Annotated in this window: 19 protein-coding genes and 1 other annotated feature; of the genes, 3 read left to right on the plus strand and 16 right to left on the minus strand. The window is 43.2% G+C overall.

The genetic code is table 11. The features are described from left to right. Positions 1–99 precede the first annotated feature (99 nt). The 3 genes from R7Z78_RS15185 to R7Z78_RS15195 form a co-directional block, all read right to left on the minus strand. Positions 100–2,640 carry a hybrid sensor histidine kinase/response regulator gene (locus R7Z78_RS15185; protein ID WP_104975462.1) on the minus strand — a complete coding sequence of 847 codons (2,541 nt, stop codon included), beginning with the start codon at positions 2,638–2,640 and terminating at the stop codon, positions 100–102. After that, on the minus strand, positions 2,633–3,817 hold the full coding sequence (locus tag R7Z78_RS15190) for an acyl-homoserine-lactone synthase (protein ID WP_104975461.1): 1,185 nt from the start codon (positions 3,815–3,817) through the stop codon (positions 2,633–2,635). The genes R7Z78_RS15185 and R7Z78_RS15190 overlap by 8 nt, the downstream gene beginning before the upstream one ends. 156 nt (positions 3,818–3,973) lie before the next feature. Next, on the minus strand, positions 3,974–5,233 hold the full coding sequence (locus tag R7Z78_RS15195; protein WP_104975460.1) for a dicarboxylate/amino acid:cation symporter: 1,260 nt from the start codon (positions 5,231–5,233) through the stop codon (positions 3,974–3,976). A 543-nt stretch (positions 5,234–5,776) separates the two neighbouring features. Between R7Z78_RS15195 and R7Z78_RS15200 the strand changes: the two genes are divergently transcribed. After that, the gene (locus R7Z78_RS15200) at positions 5,777–7,318 is read left to right on the plus strand and encodes a long-chain-fatty-acid--CoA ligase (protein WP_054577046.1); all 1,542 of its coding nucleotides are present in this window, start codon (positions 5,777–5,779) and stop codon (positions 7,316–7,318) included. 126 nt (positions 7,319–7,444) lie between these two features. Here R7Z78_RS15200 and R7Z78_RS15205 read toward each other — a convergent pair whose 3' ends face one another. From R7Z78_RS15205 to R7Z78_RS15240, 8 genes are all read right to left on the minus strand, one after another. Continuing rightward, entirely contained in the window at positions 7,445–8,140 is a 696-nt protein-coding gene (locus R7Z78_RS15205; protein WP_005376777.1) for a Crp/Fnr family transcriptional regulator, read from the minus strand. A 196-nt stretch (positions 8,141–8,336) separates the two neighbouring features. Beyond that, the gene (trpA, locus tag R7Z78_RS15210; RefSeq protein ID WP_104975458.1) at positions 8,337–9,143 is read right to left on the minus strand and encodes a tryptophan synthase subunit alpha; all 807 of its coding nucleotides are present in this window, start codon (positions 9,141–9,143) and stop codon (positions 8,337–8,339) included. Beyond that, complete coding sequence (trpB, locus tag R7Z78_RS15215) at positions 9,143–10,333, minus strand: tryptophan synthase subunit beta (protein ID WP_005445041.1); 1,191 nt, start codon at positions 10,331–10,333, stop codon at positions 9,143–9,145. The genes trpA and trpB overlap by 1 nt, the downstream gene beginning before the upstream one ends. Before the next feature lie 64 nt (positions 10,334–10,397). After that, a complete protein-coding gene (gene trpCF / locus R7Z78_RS15220; protein WP_104975457.1) occupies positions 10,398–11,837 on the minus strand; it encodes a bifunctional indole-3-glycerol-phosphate synthase TrpC/phosphoribosylanthranilate isomerase TrpF in 1,440 nt (479 codons plus the stop codon). 13 nt (positions 11,838–11,850) lie between these two features. Beyond that, positions 11,851–12,861, minus strand: coding sequence for an anthranilate phosphoribosyltransferase (trpD, locus tag R7Z78_RS15225; protein ID WP_104975456.1), 1,011 nt, complete (start codon positions 12,859–12,861; stop codon positions 11,851–11,853). A gap of 37 nt (positions 12,862–12,898) precedes the next feature. Continuing rightward, positions 12,899–13,507, minus strand: coding sequence for an aminodeoxychorismate/anthranilate synthase component II (locus R7Z78_RS15230; RefSeq protein WP_054577683.1), 609 nt, complete (start codon positions 13,505–13,507; stop codon positions 12,899–12,901). Between the two features lie 16 nt (positions 13,508–13,523). Continuing rightward, on the minus strand, positions 13,524–15,089 hold the full coding sequence (locus R7Z78_RS15235) for an anthranilate synthase component 1 (protein WP_065274672.1): 1,566 nt from the start codon (positions 15,087–15,089) through the stop codon (positions 13,524–13,526). 126 nt (positions 15,090–15,215) lie between these two features. After that, positions 15,216–15,319, minus strand: a sequence feature (Trp leader region). Continuing rightward, positions 15,266–15,391: a trp operon leader peptide gene (locus tag R7Z78_RS15240; RefSeq protein ID WP_005376787.1), complete on the minus strand. Its 126-nt coding sequence runs from the start codon at positions 15,389–15,391 to the stop codon at positions 15,266–15,268. It overlaps the preceding feature by 54 nt. A gap of 95 nt (positions 15,392–15,486) precedes the next feature. On the opposite strand from R7Z78_RS15240, the gene rnm reads away from it, so the two are divergent. Beyond that, positions 15,487–16,344 carry an RNase RNM gene (gene rnm, locus R7Z78_RS15245; protein ID WP_005386777.1) on the plus strand — a complete coding sequence of 286 codons (858 nt, stop codon included), beginning with the start codon at positions 15,487–15,489 and terminating at the stop codon, positions 16,342–16,344. 59 nt (positions 16,345–16,403) lie between these two features. Then, a complete protein-coding gene (locus tag R7Z78_RS15250; protein ID WP_005376791.1) occupies positions 16,404–17,024 on the plus strand; it encodes an L-threonylcarbamoyladenylate synthase in 621 nt (206 codons plus the stop codon). A 93-nt stretch (positions 17,025–17,117) separates the two neighbouring features. Here R7Z78_RS15250 and R7Z78_RS15255 read toward each other — a convergent pair whose 3' ends face one another. The 5 genes from R7Z78_RS15255 to R7Z78_RS15275 all read right to left on the minus strand — a co-directional run bounded on the left by R7Z78_RS15255 (position 17,118) and on the right by R7Z78_RS15275 (position 22,000). Continuing rightward, positions 17,118–17,828: a calcium-binding protein gene (locus R7Z78_RS15255; protein WP_104975455.1), complete on the minus strand. Its 711-nt coding sequence runs from the start codon at positions 17,826–17,828 to the stop codon at positions 17,118–17,120. Positions 17,829–18,562: 734 nt separating this feature from the next. Next, the gene (locus tag R7Z78_RS15260) at positions 18,563–20,320 is read right to left on the minus strand and encodes a hypothetical protein (protein WP_169644169.1); all 1,758 of its coding nucleotides are present in this window, start codon (positions 20,318–20,320) and stop codon (positions 18,563–18,565) included. 5 nt (positions 20,321–20,325) lie between these two features. Further along, on the minus strand, positions 20,326–20,949 hold the full coding sequence (locus R7Z78_RS15265; protein WP_169644171.1) for a phage baseplate protein: 624 nt from the start codon (positions 20,947–20,949) through the stop codon (positions 20,326–20,328). Positions 20,950–20,958: 9 nt separating this feature from the next. After that, the gene (locus R7Z78_RS15270; protein WP_169644173.1) at positions 20,959–21,123 is read right to left on the minus strand and encodes a hypothetical protein; all 165 of its coding nucleotides are present in this window, start codon (positions 21,121–21,123) and stop codon (positions 20,959–20,961) included. A gap of 37 nt (positions 21,124–21,160) precedes the next feature. Beyond that, positions 21,161–22,000, minus strand: a complete 840-nt coding sequence (locus tag R7Z78_RS15275) for a hypothetical protein (protein ID WP_169644175.1) — start codon at positions 21,998–22,000, stop codon at positions 21,161–21,163. Positions 22,001–22,003: the final 3 nt, after the last annotated feature.

Below are 22,003 nucleotides of genomic sequence, written 5' to 3' on the forward strand. Positions count from 1 at the left end.
ATCAAGCTCATACGCTACTCTTTTGTAGCCTGCTTGACCTTCTGGATAATTCGATTTACTCCAATAATGCACATCTAGTGCCAATTCTATATTTGCAGATTAAAAAGTGTTGGAAGGTGCAAAATTCTCGTTCTGTAACCATCTTTGGATGACGACTTGAAGTGCATTTAACGTGGTGGGCTTTTCGAGTCTGTCATCCATGAGTTTCGAAATTAGCTCCAACTCTCTAGCTCCAGACTCACCAGATAAGGCAATGATTGGAACGGAGGATGTGATTTGCTTAATCCGTTGGCTTGCGTCAAATCCATTCATTACCGGCATTTGGACATCCATAAGAACGAGATCAATCTTGTGAGAGTGGAATAGTTCTACCGCAGAGGCTCCATTATTTGCTTGTAAGCTGTTGACTCCCAGCCTTTTTAAATACATCTGTACCAAGGTGCGTTGCACCTCTTTGTCATCAACAATGAGCACTGTTGGTGCATCTTTAGATACTTGTACGTGTTGAGCTGAATGATTTTCAAAATGTGATGCAGTTGCTTTCCAGCTATCAAAGTCCGGTGCTCTTAATGTCTCTGGTTTTGGTGCGTTTGGTACGACTGGGAAATACAAGTAGAATTCTGTGAACTCGTTCAATTCAGACTGGCACTCTATTCGTCCTCCGAAGGAGCGCATAACACGTTGGCAATAGCCCAAACCTAAGCCACTGCCTCCGCTTTTTTGATACGAGAAAAAGTCATCAAATATCTTGTGTAAGATACTGCTATCTATACCTGGCCCACTATCTCGGAAGATCAGAATGTTTTCGTAAGCCCCCGTCTGGGTACGAATCTCAATTTGACTGTCGGGATAAGAATCAAAATAGTAGATAGCGTTACGAATCAAATTGAAAATGACAAAGTTAAACAGGGTCTCATTTAACTTCGCGACAAAATCGTGTGCCTGTGGCAGGTTAATTCTCTCTATTATTTGATCGTTTTCAAAACCATAACGGCTTACTGCTTGGTCGATGGCTTTATGTATGGAAGTGAGAGCTAAAGGCTCATGCTCTGGTGAACTGTCGCTAACTTCTCGTAAAATAATATCGATAAGTTGTCTACCGCGTTGTATAGCGGCTTCACCTTTATCAATTTCTCTTTTTAGCGTATCCAGTGAGGCGTTTGACTCTATATGCTGTTTTAAAGCTTCAAATTGTAATTGTACTTGAGCGAGAGGGTTACGCATTTCATGTGCAATGGAGTTAGCCAGCGCACGGCTTTGGCGTACCTTTCTATCGGCTTCAATGGTGCTCTGGATGCGAACTAATAACGTTTGCAGAGCTGAGATTTCTTCATTAGAAAACAGCTTATTATCTATTTTATGTGAAGAAATTAGTAAGTGAGTAACAGACTTTCCACGACCGAAGAGAGGCATAACGAGCGCAGTATTGCTTGAGCGCATACGCTCGTAGAGCTTTCTCATAGACCCTTTAGAAGAGGAGGCATAATCAATTTCTTCAGACAACTCATCAAGCACGAGAACTGACTTGCTTGACGGCAGGTACTCTTCGTAAAACGTTTCTGTGTAATTGCTAGTGACTAGCTGTAGCTTGTTGTTTGGTATGTTAAGTAACGATGCCAACTGATGCATAGCATCATCTATTGAGCGTTTAAACTCTTCCTCTAACCCAAGGATTTGCTGAACGGGAGTGTGTCGTTTCCCATAAATAAAATACGAAGCGAAACGACTGACTCGCTTAAAAAGCAAGTGCCAAGTGATACCGATAAGCGCACATAAAGGTACCGCAACAAGCCATTGGTTATCTTCAGAGATAGGAATAAATATCGCCCCTAGCGGCAGAACAAAAATGGCGCAGACTAAGAGCGCGCTTACCGTTAAGTACGTGAGATATTTAGCGCTGTAGAAGCGAGAGGTAAGTAGGGCATAGCCGACAAACAACATTTCGCTGATTGAAAGTGCTGGTGGTAACCAAGTTAGGGAGAAGTCGCCAAGGAAATACGTCATTCCAAGGTGTATCACTGCCGTAGATAACATGAATACCAAAATGCCAGCGATCATATAGTTGCTTTTTGCTAGCGTGAGCTTGCTGCTGTTAGCGCGCATGGCAATCAAGTTAAGCAGCGTTAGTACCACGAAAGCTAGCAAACTAATGAAAAAATATGAGGTATGTGGGCCAAATTCAATGACGAACTGGCTTGGACCACTAATGGTGACATTTTCGACAGTAAGATTCGGCACTAAGTTGATGTACAGTGAATACGTTGCTAGTGCGACAAAGACGACTTTTTGCCAGACTTTGACCGCTGTTTTTTTAACATCTGCGGTTAACTGGCAAGAAAAATAGAATGCAAACGCAAAGGCGAAAAAAGACGCTAAGTTCGCTAACTTAGCCATAAAAATGCCACCAACAGAGCCTAATTCTGGCAATAAATCGGTATGGAAATAGGCGTTGCTGCTTATCCAAACAATGATACAGCTGGAATAAGCGATGTAAGGCGCGTGATGCGAGCCTAAGATTGATTCACTCTTCTGTTTTAGGCGATAGCAGTAATACAGTAGCCAAGCGAATACTATTAGTACAGTCGCGTACAATGCCATTGCTTTTGGGTAAAAGAGACCGTGCAAATGAACATCAAGCATGCTCATTCACCTTTTTATCCATTCTTTTTGTTCGTACGCAATGTTTGTAGTCGCGAAATTGTATGTCTTGAAATGCTTCAACCATCATACCTAAATTCCAGAAACCGCGGTATGTCTTGGTACCGTCACCGTTAATGTCGCGGTATCCTGAGTGAAAGTAGGCACTTAAATCAATAGATTGATAGAAATTTAACATAAATACTTGCTCAATAATGGTAAAGCCGAGCTTATAGCCTGCTTTATAGAGCTCGCTCATCATAGTTTTTTGCGCCAGATACAAAAAATACAGCTTTTGTTGAATGTTGCCTCCCACCGTAAGACGCAGTACTTCGCAAACCGCTTCACTGTTCTTTACACGAGATTGAAACTGAGCATCAAACTCAATAAGAGTGTGCTCATGAGTTAGAGCACGACACTCCAAAATACCCAGTTGATTGAGAACACTGTACCCATGATTAGGAAAGCAAAACTGCCATTGTTCGTTACTAAACTGTGGTGAGTAACTGAGCCAGTTATTTCGTTGATGCCAGCCTTGCACTAAAGCGGAGGAGACCATGATTGGTGAAGATGACGATTTGAGCAAGAGCGCAAAGTGCTGCCCTTTTTGCGAGAGTGATAAAAGAGGCAAGATTTCAAACCATTGTTCAGTTTGGACGAAAAGCTCAAGATTACTCAGTGTGATCGCTTCGGAAATCGGCATTAACGCTGCATGATTTGGCAGCATTACCTCAAGATCGCAATCTGCGATATCTTCAATTAACACGCTAGTATAGCTGTGGTCGTCAAACGGAAGCGGAGTAGGAATCGCAGCTTCGTTTGAAGGATATTTTTGCTTGATTGCTTCGATCTCGCATTGACACCAGAAAACCATCCAATGCGGGTAACAATCTGCGGCAAGTTGTTCAAGTAAACGAATCTCTTTGGAGAAACCTGTCGGATACTGTTGCACTAAATCTCGATAATCCATTAACTCAAATAGTGCAGAAAGACTTTTTGATGCGTGTTTAGGAAAGAGAGATTTAAGCAGTTTTATTCGATACAGAGCAACCTGTTGAAAAAGAGCATCTCGTTTTTGTTTCGTTAGGGTAAGAATAACTGAGTCAACCAGGGCCTGCTGCTTTGATTCGATCGGCAAATTTATTTTGGTGAGATATTCCAAAGATTGCTCAAGACTCATGATATAACCTAGCTCTAACGTTTTGTTATATTTTGTAATGGTTTATATCATTTTGAAAAATTTATGCCATCGGTTTCTATTTGTATAGTTACGTAATGCAAGAAAAGACAAAAAAACCGCTCATTATGAGCGGTTTTTGGTCTATTCAAGAAAGGGTTAGGCTTCTTGCTTTTTAAGCTCAGCTTCTGCCGTTTCTTCTTCAATTAGCGCATCAACGATAACTGCACATGCAGCATCACCTGTGATGTTCAGTGCTGTACGAATCATATCGAAAATACGGTCAAGAGCGAATAGCAGCGGTAGACCTTCAATTGGAATGCCAGCGGCAAGAAGCACGGCAACCACTAGGAAAGAAGGGCCAGGAACACCCGCTTGACCAACCGCACCCAATGTAGACGTTACGATAATTGCAATGTAAGCGCCCATGCCTAGATCGATATTGAACAGTTGAGCAAAGAAGATAGCAACCAAGCCATAGTAAATCGCATTACCTGACATGTTGATCGTTGCGCCTAGAGGCAGAACAAATGATGCAGTTGAATTTTTTACGCCCAGCTCTTTTTCACAGGTGTCCATTGTAACAGGCAGTGTTGCCATAGAAGACGCTGTTGAAAGCGCAACTGCTTGCGGTTTCTTCATTGAAGACAGGAATTTCTTCGCAGATGTCTTCGTGAAAACATGCACCATTGCTGGGTAAACAACGAAACCGAAGATTAGGATGGCGGCAACGTAAACAACGAACAGTTTAAACACCACCATTAGTGCACCAAAACCGAACGTACCGACGGCTTCTGCCATCAGACCAAATACACCGATAGGTGCAATGATCATTACTTTGTTGATCATCCAAACCATTGCGTCAACGATGCAGTTAACACCATTGATGATTGGTTCACGACGCTCTTTTGCTTGCTTAGAAATCGCAATACCAAAGAACATACAGAAAACGAGGATCTGTAGGATGTTTGCTTCATTTAGTGATTGGAAAACGTTGGTTGGGATCATACCAGTGATGGTTGCCCAGAAAGTAGGTAGTTCACCTTTTGAAGCGTATTCTGCTGAGAACATGCCTTCAATGCCAGAGACGTCGATACCCATGCCTGGTTGGAATACTTCACCCATAAATAGTGCAAGCGCAACGGCTAGGGCGGATGTTAAACCAAAATAACCTAGAGTGACGATGCCAACTTTACCTGCTGACTGGCTGTTCCCAAGACCAGCGGCGCCAGAAATCAAGGCTACAGCGACCAAAGGAATAACCAACATTTTGATTAAGTTGATAAAGATAGCACCTAAAGGAGCGAACACTGTCGCATCATGACCCATCATGGCACCAACGGCTGTGCCCACGATCATGGCGATTACGACTTGTACGCCAATGTTGTTTAGCAAACTCTTTTCTTTTAACACTTCCATAACCTCTGTGCTAATAAAATGTAAAATCCTAAAATTACCCACTAACCATAAATGGATTTACGGATAATTATCTCGCCTTGCTTTTTACACTTATCGTTTACAATTGGCAATATGCAGCAAGGTATTATTGATGGATTAATCGATATTTTATTGACGAACGATAAAGTTTTGTTCAATAGCAAACGTTTGCTATTGATTTTTCTTATAAGGGTCGCGCTTAGGATTGTTCAAGTTTATTTTTCTTTATTTGTTTTCTTTTTGTTAATTTTAACCGCTTTTGTATTTGCTATTGCAGTCAGAGTTTTTAGTGAATTGGGTTGATATTTATAACAATTCATCTCTTTCAAGCTCACACTTTTATTAATTTGCCTTCTGAAATGTTAATTGCTTTACATTCTTGGCTCTAATTGCGTTGTAAACATAATGTTAAATTGTAATGACTGGTGAGACTCAAATGCTGACGATCCAGTGTTAGAGATAACTTGCTTAGTTAATGCTCCTGAGCTGATTAGACGAGAAAGACAAGTAAGAGGTGAAGAGACTATGATGAATCTTGCTGCTGCGTTACAAAGAAATGCTGCGAGTAAACCAGATAAAACGGCGTTGATATGTGGCACTGAAAAGATAAATTATGCGCAGTTTGATGCGATCGCCGGCAAGATCGCAGCGTCTTTAATCAATAAAGGCGTAAAGCCAGGTGACCGCGTTGCGATTTCATGCCCAAACATTCCTTTTTTCGCGTTTGTTTATTATGCAATACAAAAAGCTGGCGCGGTTGCAGTCCCATTAAATGTGCTTTTGAAAGCGCGAGAAATTAAGTATCACTTAGAAGATTCAAAAGCGAAGTTTTATTTCTGCTTTGAAGGGACGAAAGAACTGCCAATGGCAAAAGAGGGTGTCAAAGCCTTTGAACAAGTCGATACATGCGAAGGCATAGTCGTATTGACTCAATCTCAAGATGAAAGCTATTGGAATGGTGTAATAACTCTCAATGCGTTTATAGCCGATGTCCAACCGTTGCCGGATTATATACCGCGTAATGCGGATGATACATGTGTGATTTTGTATACATCAGGGACGACAGGCTTACCAAAAGGCGCTGAACTGACTCAGCAGAACATCATAATGAACGCTCTGGTGGCACAAAACATTATGGGCAGCCAGGCCGATGATATTCACTTAGTAACTTTGCCTTTATTTCATACATTTGGTCAAACCGTCCACTTAAATGCTAGTGTTTTGGGCGGGGCAACATTGGTGTTAGTGCCTAGGTTTGAGCCTAAACATGTTCTTGAGCTGGTGGAAAAACATAGGGTGACGATATTTGCTGGTGTGCCAACGATGTACATCGGTCTGCTTCATGTGCAGCATCAATTTGATACCTCGTCATTGCGTGTTGCAGTAAGCGGTGGTGCGCCATTACCAACCGAAATCTTTCGAACCTTTGAAGAAACATTTAATGTGCCGATCTTAGAAGGATACGGGTTGTCGGAGACAAGTCCTATTGCATGTTTTAATCATTTAGATCAGGAGCGAATACCAGGCTCGGTAGGTCAACCGGTTCAAGGCGTCGAAGTAAGAGTTATCGACATTGAAGGCAATGCACTACCGATAGGCGAAGAAGGTGAGATTGTTGTGCGTGGTCATAATGTTATGAAGGGATATCTTGACCGCCCAGAAGTTACTGAATCTGCGCTACAAAATGGTTGGTTCCATACTGGTGATGTGGGCCGCTTTGACAGTTCAGGTAATTTATTTATTGTCGATAGAATGAAAGATCTGATCATTCGAGGTGGATTTAATGTTTATCCCAGAGAAATTGAAGAAGTTTTCATGACTCATCCTGCAGTTTCAATGGTAGCGGTGATAGGGATTCCAAATGAAGAGTATGGAGAAGAGATAAAAGCTTACGTTGTACTTAAACCAAAAGAATATATTGACGCCGATTCATTACAAAAGTGGGGTAAAGAGCAATTAGCCTCGTTTAAATATCCTCGTTATGTCGAAATTCGTGAGCACCTCCCGATGAGTGCGACAGGAAAGATTTTGAAACGTGAGTTGAAGTCTGAATTGAATATAGCTTAGTCAATTCAATGGTCTTTGTGTCACAGCGCCACTTGCCTAAGCGCAAATGGTGTTGTGCTCTTGACCAATTAGATGCATAAGATTTTTAGCTATCGTTAGACAATACTTACCGTTTGTTGAATGGATCTATTGCTCGAGTTCTTTAAAGTATTCTTCTAAGCGTTTCGGATTGGTAATGGTTACTGAGCCATAGTTTAGCTCTAGCATCCCGATACTTTCTAATCGTTTTAGTATCTTGTGTACGCTCTGACGAGTTAGCCCCATCATGTTAGCGATATGTTCTCTTGTTACCCTGACAACGCATGGTCGAGTATCGATCGCTTGATTAAGTTGGTATTCTGCAAGCAGCAGTAACCTTTTGGCGACTCGTTCTTCAATTCCTCTAATCGCGTCATCTTCGATAACAGAAATAGCAGACCACAAGCGGCGGCTAAGTAAGTCGAGTATAGTGGGGTAACTTTGAGGGTATTTGGCGAGTAATTGGCGAAATTTATCTCCAGGAAGCTCCATTACAGTCACGTCAGAATGCGCGGTCGCACCAAAAATACGAGGCATACCGGGAGAAAAAACATTGTCTCCAAACCAGCCACCAGCTTCGAAAATCATCAGTGTGACTTCTTTGCCTTTTGAACTAATTGAGTTCACTCTCACTGCACCTTGAGCTATGACCATAAGAGAAGATTGAAGCGCACCTTTATTGCAAATCAGTGCTTTTTCGTCGAAGCAGCGAACCTTAGTCATTTGCGCAGCTTCACTAAGCCCTTTATCTGGCAGCCCTGATAGTACAGGACATTTGGCTAGCAGTGTTTTGACTTCTTCCATGTAGCAACCTTACTGCACATTGCTTTATTGAGTTAGTTAAGTTACCCAAGCTTAACACTCTTTGAGTGCTCTGCTTGAGATAGATTTGGAAAGTGCGGGCGTTGAACAAAAAATGACGTGGTATAAACACGATAGTAAGAAAACGCCCACTAAACATAATGTTAAGCGGGCGTTGTTGTGTCATATCAAACTGAAATTATTTTTGAGTGGCAGCTTTCATTGCAGAAACGAATTCACCAAGTTTATCGAGCATAATTTGTGGCTGCTCAACGTTCGCTTCAATAATTTTTACCACGGCTGAACCAGAAATTGCACCAGCGGCGCCAGATTCTAGTGCTTGTTTCACCTGTGCAGGCTCTGAGATGCCAAAACCAAGTAGCGCTGGTGGCGCATCAAATTTGTTCAGTCTATCCAGCATATGACCTACAGGCATGTTTGCTTTGGTTTCTGCGCCAGTAACACCTGCACGAGAGAGTAGGTAAGTGTAGCCGCCACCTAACTCAGATACTTGCTTCAGTGTTTCATCACTTGCCGTTGGTGGTGCGATGAAGATTGGGTGAATACCAAACTTCTCTGCAGCAGCAACAAATTCAGCACTTTCATTAGTTGGTACGTCTGCAATCAAAACAGAATCGATGCCTGCTTTTGCACAACGCTCATAGAAGTTCTCGATACCACGAGAGTAAACAAGGTTCGCGTACATCAGAAGGCCAATAGGTAGCTCTGGGTACTTAGCTCGGATCTTACCAATTTGTTCGAAGCAGATATCCGGTGTTGCGCCTGAATCTAGAGCACGAATGTTCGCACCTTGGATAGTCGGGCCATCCGCAAGAGGATCTGAAAATGGAATACCGAGTTCAAGGGCATCTGCGCCAGACTCGACCAGTGTTTCCATGATTTTGTAAGATTGCTCTGCGTTTGGATCGCAAACCGTTACGAACGGTACAAATGCGCCTTGGTTCTTTTCGTTTAGGCGCGCAAACATCTTCTCATAACGGCTCATTAGATTGCTCCTTTTTCTTCTAGGATGGCATGTACAGTGAAGATATCTTTATCACCACGACCAGATAGGTTAACAACCAACAATTGCTCTTTTTCTGGGTTCTCACGAGCCATACGCAGTGCATGAGCCAGTGCGTGAGAAGATTCTAGAGCAGGGATGATACCTTCGTGACGCGCAATTTCTTGGAATGCTTCTAGTGCTTCATCATCCGTCACGTTGTCATATTCAGCACGGCCAATTGCGTTTAGATGTGCGTGCTGTGGACCAACTGAAGGGAAATCAAGACCAGCAGACACCGAGTAAGACTCTTCTACTTGGCCGTTTGGATCTTGCATCAACGGTGCTTTCATGCCGAAGAAGATGCCCGTTTTACCGTGTTTAAGTGGTGCACCGTGCTGGTCAGTATCGATACCTTTACCTGCTGGCTCAACACCAATTAGGCGAACGCTTTCTTCTTCGATGAAGTCAGCAAACATGCCAATCGCGTTTGAACCACCGCCCACACATGCGATAACCGCATCAGGAAGACGACCTTCACGTGCCAAAATCTGATTCTTCGTTTCTTCACCAATCATGCGTTGGAAGTCACGCACGATTGTTGGGAATGGGTGAGGACCTGCCGCTGTACCTAATAGGTAGTGTGCATCTTCATAAGTTGCAGACCAGTCACGCAGCGCTTCGTTACATGCGTCTTTAAGTGTTGCTGAACCCGAGTGGACAGGAATAACTTCTGCGCCCATTAGCTTCATACGGAATACGTTCGGGCTTTGACGTTCAACGTCTTTTGCACCCATGTAAACGCGACACTTGAGGCCAAGTAGTGCACACGCTAGTGCGGTTGCAACACCGTGTTGGCCTGCGCCTGTTTCTGCGATGATTTCGTTTTTACCCATGCGTTTCGCAAGCAGAGCTTGACCTAACACTTGGTTGGTCTTGTGCGCGCCACCGTGAAGTAGGTCTTCACGTTTTAGGTACAGTTTGGTTTTCGTACCTTTGGTTAGGTTACGAGTTAGAGTCAAAGCCGTTGGGCGGCCCGCATACTCTTGAAGAAGCGTCATGAATTCGCTGCGGAATTCTGGATCTTCTTGCGCGTCGATAAACGCTTGCTCTAGTTGCTCCAGTGCTGGAACTAGAATTTGCGGAACGTACTGACCGCCGTATTCGCCAAAGTAGGCATTCAGTTTTGCCATCGTTATATTCCTTCTCGTATTTTTCGCTACGAATAGCTTTAAATTTTTTAGCTGATATCCAGCTTTAGTAGTTGCGAATAGCGGTGAATGCCGCGAGCAACTTCTGTGAATCTTTTTTGCCTGGTGCGCTTTCTACACCAGAGTTTAAATCTAATCCCAAGCAACCTAGTGTCGCTGCTTGTTGAGCATTTTCTGGCGACAGTCCGCCCGCTAGCATAATTTGACTTGGGTCGCCGATCAGTGACCAGTCGAACACTTGACCAGTTCCGCCAGTTTGAGTGCCAACTTGCGCATCTAATAGATGGCGATCAATGTTGTCTGCTAGTAGTTCTGGCTTGGCATCAGTAACGCCGTAAGCTTTCCAAATTTCTACCGCTGCTGGCAGTTCGGTTTTGAGTTGGTTTACGTAAGCTTGGTCTTCTTGACCGTGCAGTTGCACCGCTTTTAAACCCAAAGAGGTCACGACAGAAGCAACAAAATCGATATCGTGATTTTGGAAAACGCCTACATAGTTCAGCGGAGCACCGCTCATGGTTAAGCGCGCACTCTCAAGGTCGACCGCACGCTTCGACTTCTCGACAAAAATCAGGCCACCAAATACTGCGCCAGATTGATACGCTTTTGCTGCGTCATCTGGATGAGTGAGACCACAGACTTTATTTTCGCCCAGCGTCACTTTGCGTACTGCTAGCTCTAGGTTATCTTCCGCCATCAGTGAACTACCAATCAAGAAGCCGTCTGCGTATTCCGCTAAATCACGAACTTGTTGATGTGTATAAATGCCAGATTCTGAGATTACTGTTGCGTTAGGAGCCAGTTCACGAATTGTCGGTGCCAGTTCTTTCGTACGATTCAAATCAGTACTTAGGTCGCGAAGGTTACGGTTATTGATGCCGATAACGCGTGCGCCTAGCTTAACAGCACGATGAAGCTCTTCTTCGTTGCTGACTTCGGTCAGGATACCCATGTTCAGGCTGTGTGCTGCTTCTTCTAGCGCTTTGTACTCTTCGTCATTTAGGACAGAAAGCATCAGTAGCACGGCATCAGCACTGTAATGACGTGCTAGGTAAACTTGGTAGGTATCTACCATGAAGTCTTTGCACAGAACGGGTTGTTTGACTTGACCGCGCACTTGAGGAAGAAAGTCAAAGTTGCCTTGGAAGTACTTTTCGTCTGTCAGTACCGAAATCGCGTCAGCATGGTTGTTGTAAACTGATGCAATGTAATCCAAGTCGAAGTGATCACGAATCAAACCTTTAGAAGGAGATGCCTTCTTACACTCGGTGATGAATGCCGTCTTTTCGCCACTCAGAGCATCGTAGAAACTGCGATCCGATGGCAGCAAATCAGACTGAAATGTGCTTAGCGGTTGAGAAACCTTACGGTCTGCTACCCACTGATATTTGTCGCGGACAATTTTCGCCAGTACTTCTGCCATTTCTGCTTCTTTTTTAGAAACGTGTTCAGACAGGTTGTCAGCTTGCTGAGTGTTGAAGTCAGTCATCTTCTTCAATTCCTTAAGCGTGTGCGGCAAGTTGTTGTACCAAATGGTACGCCTTGCCTGAATTCATTGCCTCAATCGCTTGTTGCGTGTTGGCTTTTAAATCTTCGTGGCCGAATAGACGCATTAGCAGAGCAACGTTTACTGCCACTGCACCCAATTGTGCGTCTGTACCTTTACCCGTCAGAATATTGGTAATGATCGCTTTGTTTTCTTCAGGATCGCCACCTTTGATTGCTTCTAGTGGGTGCGCGTCTAGACCGAAGTCTGCAGGCGTTAATTTGTATTCTGTGATCTCACCGTCTTTGATTTCGGCAACGGTTGTTTCACCGTGAATCGCGACTTCGTCCAAGCCACTGCCGTGTACTACAGCGGCGCGCTTCATACCCATTTGTAGCATGGTTTCTGCGATAGGACGAACCAGTTCTTCACTGTAAACGCCCATCAATTCGATGTTAGGACGAGCAGGGTTAATCAGTGGGCCAAGAATGTTAAAGATGGTGCGTGTTTTCATGGTTTGACGCACTGGCATCGCATGGCGCACACCACCGTGGTATTGAGGTGCAAATAGGAAAGCAACACCGATATTGTCTACCGCTTTGCGCGTATCTTCTGCGCTCATAGCTAGGTTGATACCAAATGAATCAAGAAGGTCAGAAGAACCCGATTTGCTCGAAACGCTGCGGTTACCGTGTTTTGCTACTTTTAGACCACATGCTGCAGCAACAAACGCCGCAGTGGTTGAAATATTGATGGTGTTGTGACCGTCGCCGCCAGTACCTACGATATCTGCGAAATCGTAATCTGGGCGAGGGAATGGGTTGGCGTTTGCCAGCAGTGCTTTCGCTGCGCCTGCAATTTCATCCGGTGTCTCGCCTTTGATTTTTAGTGCAGTCAGTGCTGACGCCATCAAAATTGGGTCTAGCTCCCCACGGATAATGATGTCGAATAGCTGTTGGCTCTCGTCCTGAGTAAGCGATTCTTGCTCGTACAGTTTGGTAATAATAGGGTTGATGATTGCTTCCATATTTCCTCTCCTAAATTTCTTATGTGCCAAGTGCTTTTTAAGCAGTGAGTGGGTTCGCTGAAGTTTGTTCTTCAAGTGCCCATTCAATGGCATTGGCCAACAGTGTTGCTCCGTAGGTCGTCATAATAGATTCCGGGTGGAACTGGAACCCGCAAACTTTATCTTCTTCATGTACAACAGACATGACCAAGTCATCCACTTCTGCTGTGATGGTTAGGCTCTCAGGAACCTTGGTCGCAACCAGCGAGTGGTAACGTGCAATTGCAAGTGGTGATGGTAGGTTTTGGTAAATCGCATGGTTTTGGTGCTCCATCATAGAGACCTTACCGTGAATGATTTCGCCCGCGCCAGCAACAGTACCGCCGTACGCTTCAACAATTGCTTGATGACCAAGACAAATGCCGATCATCGGTACTTTGCCTTTCATACGTTGGATAAGCTCTGGCATTGAGCCTGCCTCTGACGGTGCACCAGGACCTGGTGACAGCAGAACCACCGGGTTTTCAAGCTCGTTTATCGCTTGTTCAATGGTTTCTGCTGGAATGTTGTTTCGGTAAATCTTGACTGAGTGACCTAGCGAGCGGAATTGATCCACAAGGTTGTAGGTGAACGAGTCAAAGTTATCGATAAAAATGATATTAGCCATCTCTGAACCCTATTCCTTATTGTGACTTATGCGCTGCTTGGATAGCAGAGATTACCGCTTGTGCTTTGCCGCGCGTTTCGTCTGCTTCCGCTTGTGGATCAGAGTCGAACACCACGCCAGCACCAGCTTGAACTTGAGCAATGCCGTTCTCAACGTACGCTGAGCGGATCACGATACAGGTGTCGAGTGTGCCTTCACCAGTGAGGTAGCCAACAGCGCCGCCGTAGCTACCGCGTCGTGCGCCTTCTACATCGCGAATCAACTGCATGGCACGAATCTTAGGTGCGCCGGTGAGCGTACCCATGTTCATACATGCTTGGTATGCGTGCAGGGCGTCTAGGTCTTCACGCAGTTGACCAACCACACGAGACACCAAGTGCATTACGTGGCTGTAGCGGTCGACTTTTAGAAGGTCTGCTACGTGGCGAGTACCAGCTTGAGCAATACGAGCGACGTCGTTACGTGCCAAGTCAACCAACATCATGTGTTCTGCGTTTTCTTTCATGTCTGTGCGCAGTTCAAGTTCGATGCGGCTATCTAGGTCGAAATCAATCTCTCCATTCGGGCGTTTACCACGGCGACGTGTGCCTGCGATTGGGTAGATTTCAATTTGGTTGGTATCGGTTTCATACTTAAGCGCGCTTTCTGGTGATGCGCCAAACAGAGTGAACAGCTCATCTTGCATGTAGAACATGTAAGGGCTTGGGTTACTTTGTTTCAGTTCTTTATAAGCCGCCAGTGGAGAAGGACAAGGTAGAGTGAATCTACGAGACGGTACAACTTGGAATACATCGCCTTTCACTACGAACTCTTTTAAGTCGCGAACGGTTTGGCAGAAGTCTGCATCAGACACGCTAGGTTCTACCGTTACATCTGTTATTTGCTCTGCACTCGGCAACAGTTTTGGCGCTGCACACTGGGCGCTAATTTCTGCAATACGAGTCTCCAACGTTGTTTTCTCTGAACCATCAACAAACAACGTCGCTTGAAGCTGGCAAGATTCCGTTTGATGGTCGACAACAAGTAGTGTTTCCGCGACGTAGAAAACGTAATCTGGACACTGATTTGTTGCTTCGGCATTACCAAGCGGCTCAAAGTTTGCGACTAAGTCGTAGGCAAACAGACCACCAAGGAAAATTGCGTGTTTGTCTTGCTGTGAAATATCAAAACTATGCTGAACCAAACGCAGCGCATCGAAAGAAGAGGCTTCACGTAGGCGAGAGTCTTCATCTAACGTGTCGCATGGCTGGTTAAACTGCAAAGTTAGCGTTTCGCCATCGAACTTGCTCTCAACGTCACCACGGATGTTCTGGTTTAGGTGAGACAGTAGGTTTTTACCGTTATTGGTCAAGGCGTGCATGCTAACGGTATGGCCGAAGCAAACAATGCGAACCGCTGAATCTACGATCAGCAGGGATTTTAAATTTTGCTTTGAATCGATCTCAGCAGATTCCAGCAATAGGCTGTCAGTTTTGTTCTCACATAGTGTGTGGAACAAGCGAGTCGGGTCTTGAGTATAAGGGACGGAAGCCGTTAGCGCTTCAAGCTGTCCAAGTTTCTTAATTTCAATGGCCTTGTTCACAAGACCTCCTTGTAGCTGTTTAAATCTTCCTGCCGTACATAGTCGCATAAAGCAAACGTTCTCCCAATCTAGAGTTGGCTATATTCGATTAATGTTTAGGCAGTTGAATGTGAAATGAGCAACAAAACAAAAAAGCCCGCTTAAGTAGCGGGCTTTACAACGTTTGGTTCTATAAACTAGAAGTATACGTTTGCCCACCAAGAACTAGTCCAAGTGCGCCACCAAGCAAGATCTGATGAGTTTGCCTTATTAAGACAAACCGCAACTTTCGCTTTTTGGTTTTGGTTAAATTCTTGTAACATGGTGAACCTTAAATTACGTACTTTGTATTTGTGTACTAGTTAACTAGTGCGAGAGTAAAAAGTCAACCCCAAAACGGCATTAAAACGATAAAAATATGAGAATTGATTTACATAGTCACACCACTGCATCGGACGGTCGGTTAGAACCTAAAGATTTAGTGGAAAGGGCGCTGAGTTTTGATATCGAGGTTTTGGCGATCACTGATCATGATACGGTTGACGGTTTGGCGTTAGCTAAGCAATACGTTCAAGATAATAATTTGCCGATAAAAATCATCAATGGCATTGAGATATCGACCGTCTGGCAAAACAAAGATATTCATATTGTCGGCCTGAATATCGATCCGGAAAATGAACAATTATCTGCCCTCATAGAACAACAGAAGCAGCATCGCATAACACGATCTGAGTTAATTGCAGAGCGACTACAAAAAGCAACTCGAGTAGGTGTGCTTGAAGAGGTAAGGCAAATCGCCGGTGATGCTCCAGTGACAAGAGCGCATTTCGCGAAATGGTTGGTAGATAATGGTTACGCAAAAACCATGCAAATGGTGTTTAAAAAATACCTAACGCGTAATAACCCAGGTTATGTACCACCGAATTGGTGTTCGATGAAGGATGCGGTTGATGCTATCCATGCGGCTGGTGGAATGGCGGTATTAGCGCATCCTGGTAGATATAAGTTGACAGCGAAGTGGATTAAGCGTCTTCTAGCAGCGTTTGTCGAAGCGGGTGGTGATGCGATGGAAGTTGCACAGCCACAGCAAGCGCAACAAGAAAGGCGCAACTTGGCTGATTATGCTATACAATACAAACTATTAGCCTCTCAAGGCAGTGATTTTCACTACCCATCACCGTGGATGGAGCTAGGAAGGAACCTATGGTTGCCTGCTGGCGTCGAACCAGTTTGGAAAGATTGGGGAATAGATCCTTCGTTGAATAATACTCAGTAATACGAAGTCGAGAACCCATAAAAATATAGAGCCGAGAGGCTCGATAATGAGGAATTACAATGAGCCAGTTTTTTTACGTTCACCCAGAAAACCCACAGGCTCGCTTGATTAATCAAGCAGTAGCAATCATTCGTAACGGCGGCGTTGTGGTTTACCCTACTGATTCAGGGTACGCACTTGGCTGTCAGTTGGAGAACAAACAGGCACTGGAACGAATCTGTCAGATTCGTCGTCTGGATGATAAGCATAACTTTACTTTACTGTGTCGTGATTTGTCGGAGCTTTCTCTCTATGCGCGAGTGGATAACTCTGCATTCCGACTGCTGAAAAATAACACACCAGGTCCTTACACCTTCATCTTCAAAGGTACTAAAGAAGTACCGCGTCGTTTGATGAATGCAAAACGTAAGACCATCGGTATCCGTGTCCCAGACAATCAAATTGCCTTGGACTTGTTGGAAGCATTAGGTGAGCCGATGATGTCTACGTCGTTGATTCTACCTGGCAGTGACGTAACAGAATCTGATCCAGAGGATATTCGCGATAAACTAGAACATGCGGTTGATGTGATTCTTAATGGCGGTTACCTAGGTGAACAACCTACGACTGTAATTGACTTTAGCGAAGGTGAACCTGTTGTAGTTCGTTTGGGATCAGGTGACCCTGCACCATTCGAATAGTAGACGCACACCACCGCCAAACAAAATAGGAGGCATCGCGCCTCCTATTTTAGTTGTCATATCGAATATCTCATTGAACTTAACTGATTGAGGTTAAGCGAAATCGAAAATGTCGATACCATTTTGTTCTGCATAGTTGATGTATGCAGAGCTCACACCGTTTAGTGTCACTTCAACATTGTATTCATCACTTGAGAATACTGCCCAGCCACATTCATTGTAAGATAAAGTCAGATCATCCGCTGAATCCAAGAACGTATCTCGAATGCCATCGTTATCAGTGTCTCGGCCCATATCAAAGACAAGTTTGTCATGGAAGATATTAAAATCGACAATGTCGGCTTTGACATCAATATCGTTGGAAGATACTGGCTGATCAGGTACACCAATAGCCAGGCGGTTTGTAAGCACGAAGGTGTCGTCTCCACAGCCACCGCTCAGTACTGATTCACCATCACCAACAACGAGTGTGTCGTTACCCCAGCCACCATTCAAGTAGTTGTTGCCTGAATAATCAAAAATTGTGTCGTCGCCACAGCCACCAAAGAGTTTGTCGTTTCCTAATCCGCCGGATAGGAAATCGTTTCCAAAGCCGCCAGAAACAAAGTCGTTACCTCGGCCACCAAGCAAGGTATCGTCTCCCCAGCCACCGAAGACAATATCATTACCTCCGTATCCTACAAACTTATCATCACCACAGAAGCCGAAGAAAATATCGGTTGTTTCAGAGCCTTTTGTGCCTGTCATATCGTCATCTTGAGATGTCCCAAAAATCCAATTTAGGTCGAGATTTAGCATAGACATTGTTCTATTCCTTTTTGTCTGATTTATGCCAATCACCGAGAGTGCAGAGCGAACCTAGTGAGTCAGAGTACACGATAGCATTAGTGTTATTTTTGATGTGAACTAATGACTTAAAGACAATTTTTGTCTTGTTACCCACGACCTTGCTTTGCTATGAGCGCTCATTGTCTGCGGTGATTGGTATTACTTAGCAGCAAACAGGGACGGCTTATTCTTCGTTGCTTTCTAGCAATACGAACAGTAAACACACCCCAAGTGGTTATTGTTGTAACCCTGACAATTTTATCAGGTACCGCGTGGTTAAAGTGGTTCAGGAAGACCGATATTAGTGGGATTCTCGTTGAGCAATGCCTGCTTTAAGTAGTAAAAAAGTTGCAGAATAGGACAAATATTTCGGTCATTTTTGAAGTGAATTTTGGTGTGGAGAATGGCGCCGATTTAGCTTACATTAACTAAGAAAGTTACGTATAATGTCCGACCGAAAAATCCCACTGAAATGGGTAAATAGCAAAATACAGACCAATCCTGGTCTAGACGTCTGTGAAGACGAAATTTAAATACAATAAAGTCAACCAAATCAGCAAGTTACTCAATATTTTTATGTGTTACACAAAACTTAGTTAATGTGTGATAGTGATTATGGCATAAATTTTTAATATTGAGCAAACAAAAGCCCCACCAAAAAGGCAGGGCATTCTCATAGTTTTATCACACAGGGTGCTATGTTTTAGTTACTAATTTGAAGCTGAGAGATTTTGATAAAAGCCTATCATCCTTTGCTCTTCAGCGTTGTCTATCTCAGAACGAATTGTGTTAACAATGTTCCCGTTATGATTCACATCGGATACGATATTGAGGTTAACATCTACTTTTTGATGTTGTGTTTGAATTGAACTAATCTCTCTACCAGCACGACCAAGTAGATCAAAGATATCGGTATTTAAGAACTCGGTAAATTTATTTCTACCAAAGAAGTTTTCAGGGTCTAACAAGCCGCCTTTTCTGCCCTCATATACAGCGTACGCCCCAGCAAGGTAAGGGTTCGCTCTAGATGCTAAACCTAAACCTGCTGCTGCTCGTGCTCCACCTGCTGCTCGTGCGGCTGCACCACCTTTAACACTTGCACTTGTTGCACTACCAAATCCTAATGCACCAGCGGCTCGACCTATTAGTTTGAACAAACCTTTGAATGCATTTGTTAATGTATTTACAACACCCAAGCCACCGCTTAATACAGTAAAGATTTTCGAACCGACCCAAATTGAAGCAATTGTTTTACCAATCGTGATAATCTCATCACCATGTTTAACAGCTGTGTTAACGAAAGACCTTACAGATTCACCCATTTGTCGGAAAGTAGGCTGTAATTCTTTTAAGTCAGTCATAATGGAGTTGATATTACCTCCACCAAACCCAACAAGAAATTCATCCATTAGGCGACCAAACCCTTCCCCGATTAACGAAATGTTTTGACGTGCTTTTACTAATGTTTCAATATCTTGCTGTGTGAGGTTGAGGTTAAATCGTTCTCGTTGTGCTCGAATTTCCTCAATGTTTGCCATCGCTTTGAACTGGAGGATTGCGTCATTTCCGAATGATTCCATAATGAAGGTTAATTTATTCATGTCCGTTCCACGGCGTTTAGCTTCTTCTTGAATCAACTTCATTGCTTCGAGAGGTTTTAGCTCTTTTAGCATCTCCTCGGAGATCTTATTGCTCTTCTTCAACCACTCAGCCACATCGGAGAATTCGCCTCCACCTGTTAGTTGGTAGTCTCCGAGCTTGTCTGCGAAGTCCTTATATTGATCAGATACTTGATCCATGCTCAATCCATACTTGGCACTAGCTGCCGCAATATCTTGGAATGTTTTAATATTATCTAAACCACTCTTCTTGAAAGCAGCGTCCAGCTCGGTAGCTCGTTGTAACGATTGTTGCATACCTAAAGCGGCTAAACTACCAACCGTCAAACCTGCCGCCATTCCTGCATTTTTAAGAGATGATGCTGCCGCCATTCTACGCTCATTGTTTTGGCGAGTGATTAACGCTGCTTGTTTAGATAGTTCTCGTGTTCGGGCTTTCTCTTTTCGATTGGTATCACTTACTTGATTCTTGAGCTTCTTCTCAAGGTGTAACAACTCATCGGTAGTTTTTGCTTGCTTGAGCTTATTTAATAGAACCTTCTTTTCTGCCCCATTCATATCTCGAATTGCACTTGTGGATTGTGTAAATCGTAGCAACACTTTCTTCTGGGTGGCTTCGAATTTCTCTTGTTCAAGCTGTAATTTTCGATAATGTTTTATGTGAGAATCTTGATCTTGTTGTCGTTGTCGCCTAGAGCTAGGCGAACCACCAACACCAAGAACATTTTCAGGGTTAGCTTTCTCAAGTTGTCTTGCAAGCTGCTTGGACTGTTTTAATACTGAGTTCCAACTGGGGCGATCTAATTTCCATGCAACGGTATTTGTAAATTTATGGAGTTGTCGAGCCATAATTATTAACCTTCTCTGTTAAAAAATTCTTTAATCTTTTGTTCATTCGATTTTTGTTCTAACCCCATGAGATTTACATAACCATCTTTATATAAATCAGGTAGTTTATTCACCTTCGAACTAAAGCCATTATTAGAGCTGTTAGTTTTACGTTGACCATCAAGTGACTTTTGTTCATCGGCAAACGTTAGAAGGTATCCCTTTTCATAAGACACGTTGCGGATATGTTCTAATAGGAGTCGATATTCCATAGAATCAGTTGTGTTGACTTGTCGAGGCGTATATTTAACAATGACGTAGTCATTTAAATTGTAAAACTCATTCACGATTGTTAACTTAGTGCTTTTGTTAAACCAAGTGAGAAGAATTTCATGGGCATTCAAAGGGCGTTGCTCTTTGTCATCAATACTTAACAAATTACCATTTATATTTGAGAGGGGATTCTTACCAACGTAACAGGTAAGTGATAATGTAGGGTTGCTCTTAACTACATTTGAAGTGATAACGCTCTTATCGCTTACTGGGTATTTGGTAGCATTAGCTTGATAACTAGGTAGGATTTCGGTAAAAGCATCGGCATAAAATCTACCAAGGTCATCATTAGACATCAAATAGGTAGGTGTGATCATAATCTTTCCTTATTTTCTCAGTTCTTCATCCACAATCTTCTTTATCTTCTTCAATACTGTTCGATAATCTTCTTTAGGATCTTTCTCTTTTGGTTTACCAAATAGGGTATTGATAATTAGAATAGGGATGAGGATCAGAAGGAGGGGAGGTAGTTGTATAAATTCCATAGGCATTTTATTAACCCCTTAGTTAAAAGGGGCAGTTATCATTTTATTTGTTATATTCGATACTCTTGTAATCGAGATTTTCAGCTTCACTTTCTTTCACCCAAAGTTTATGCTGTTTATCATCAGCGAGATATTTACGAAGAGGGATGAAATTTAAATGGGTAAGAACTTCTTCAATATCTTTATTCGCAGCATCACCACACATTGCTTGTACATCCTCGAAGAACCAATAATCTCTTGACTCAATGCTATCAAAGTATTGTGAGAAATTAACATACATATCATTTAGGCTATTAGCTTCACTAGCGGCTAATTCAGCAATAGCTTTATCATAAGCTGCTTTCTGTTCAGAATGCTTGTTTTGAGCCCAATTCGTTGCTTTTACAACATCCATTTTTTCTTTACGTTCGATTTCGTTGAGTTCATCAAGAAGAGATACAACTTGCTCTTTGATAAATTTAATATCTTTTTCAATCAAGCAATCAGGCTTCTTCATGATAAGCTTATTAACACTCAATTGATGGAATAAATTGTGTTCTTGACTAGAGACTGTTTTATATCCTTCTTTCAACAATTCATCATGAGTCACTAAAAGGTGTTGCAAACCCAAATTGCAGTGCTCATGATGGTAGGCACACAGTTTATTTTCATTGACAAAGTTATTACCACTTAAAAGATATGTAATTTGATCTTTGCGTGAGATAAATGGTTTAGGTGCTCGTGATGACATGTAAGGTAGGTTGTAAGATGCTAGGTTGAAATTAACCACTTTATCTACACGTTCTAGATCAATCTCTGATTTAACTTGAGTGCGGTAATACTCTTTAATTAATTCTTCAACAGTTTGGACATTTGGTAGGGTGTTAGTAGTTGCAATGCTCATTAT

This window comes from Vibrio sp. 1167 (genome assembly GCF_033340375.1).
In the GTDB taxonomy this organism is placed as follows: Bacteria; Pseudomonadota; Gammaproteobacteria; order Enterobacterales; family Vibrionaceae; genus Vibrio; species Vibrio alginolyticus.

Bases quoted from the DNA above. Each gene is read 5' to 3' on its own strand.
- R7Z78_RS15230 (WP_054577683.1), bottom strand. From the start codon at position 13,507: ATGGCTAATATCATTTTTATCGATAACTTTGACTCGTTCACCTACAAC.
- R7Z78_RS15190 (WP_104975461.1), bottom strand. From the start codon at position 3,817: ATGAGTCTTGAGCAATCTTTGGAATATCTCACCAAAATAAATTTGCCG.
- trpCF (WP_104975457.1), bottom strand. From the start codon at position 11,837: ATGACTGACTTCAACACTCAGCAAGCTGACAACCTGTCTGAACACGTT.
- R7Z78_RS15260 (WP_169644169.1), bottom strand. From the start codon at position 20,320: ATGGCTCGACAACTCCATAAATTTACAAATACCGTTGCATGGAAATTA.
- trpA (WP_104975458.1), bottom strand. From the start codon at position 9,143: ATGAGCCGTTATGAGAAGATGTTTGCGCGCCTAAACGAAAAGAACCAA.
- R7Z78_RS15200 (WP_054577046.1), top strand. From the start codon at position 5,777: ATGATGAATCTTGCTGCTGCGTTACAAAGAAATGCTGCGAGTAAACCA.
- R7Z78_RS15240 (WP_005376787.1), bottom strand. From the start codon at position 15,391: ATGTTACAAGAATTTAACCAAAACCAAAAAGCGAAAGTTGCGGTTTGT.
- trpD (WP_104975456.1), bottom strand. From the start codon at position 12,861: ATGGAAGCAATCATCAACCCTATTATTACCAAACTGTACGAGCAAGAA.
- rnm (WP_005386777.1), top strand. From the start codon at position 15,487: ATGAGAATTGATTTACATAGTCACACCACTGCATCGGACGGTCGGTTA.
- R7Z78_RS15185 (WP_104975462.1), bottom strand. From the start codon at position 2,640: ATGCTTGATGTTCATTTGCACGGTCTCTTTTACCCAAAAGCAATGGCA.
- R7Z78_RS15265 (WP_169644171.1), bottom strand. From the start codon at position 20,949: ATGATCACACCTACCTATTTGATGTCTAATGATGACCTTGGTAGATTT.
- R7Z78_RS15275 (WP_169644175.1), bottom strand. From the start codon at position 22,000: ATGAGCATTGCAACTACTAACACCCTACCAAATGTCCAAACTGTTGAA.
- R7Z78_RS15270 (WP_169644173.1), bottom strand. From the start codon at position 21,123: ATGCCTATGGAATTTATACAACTACCTCCCCTCCTTCTGATCCTCATC.
- R7Z78_RS15255 (WP_104975455.1), bottom strand. From the start codon at position 17,828: ATGTCTATGCTAAATCTCGACCTAAATTGGATTTTTGGGACATCTCAA.
- R7Z78_RS15195 (WP_104975460.1), bottom strand. From the start codon at position 5,233: ATGGAAGTGTTAAAAGAAAAGAGTTTGCTAAACAACATTGGCGTACAA.
- R7Z78_RS15205 (WP_005376777.1), bottom strand. From the start codon at position 8,140: ATGGAAGAAGTCAAAACACTGCTAGCCAAATGTCCTGTACTATCAGGG.
- trpB (WP_005445041.1), bottom strand. From the start codon at position 10,333: ATGGCAAAACTGAATGCCTACTTTGGCGAATACGGCGGTCAGTACGTT.
- R7Z78_RS15250 (WP_005376791.1), top strand. From the start codon at position 16,404: ATGAGCCAGTTTTTTTACGTTCACCCAGAAAACCCACAGGCTCGCTTG.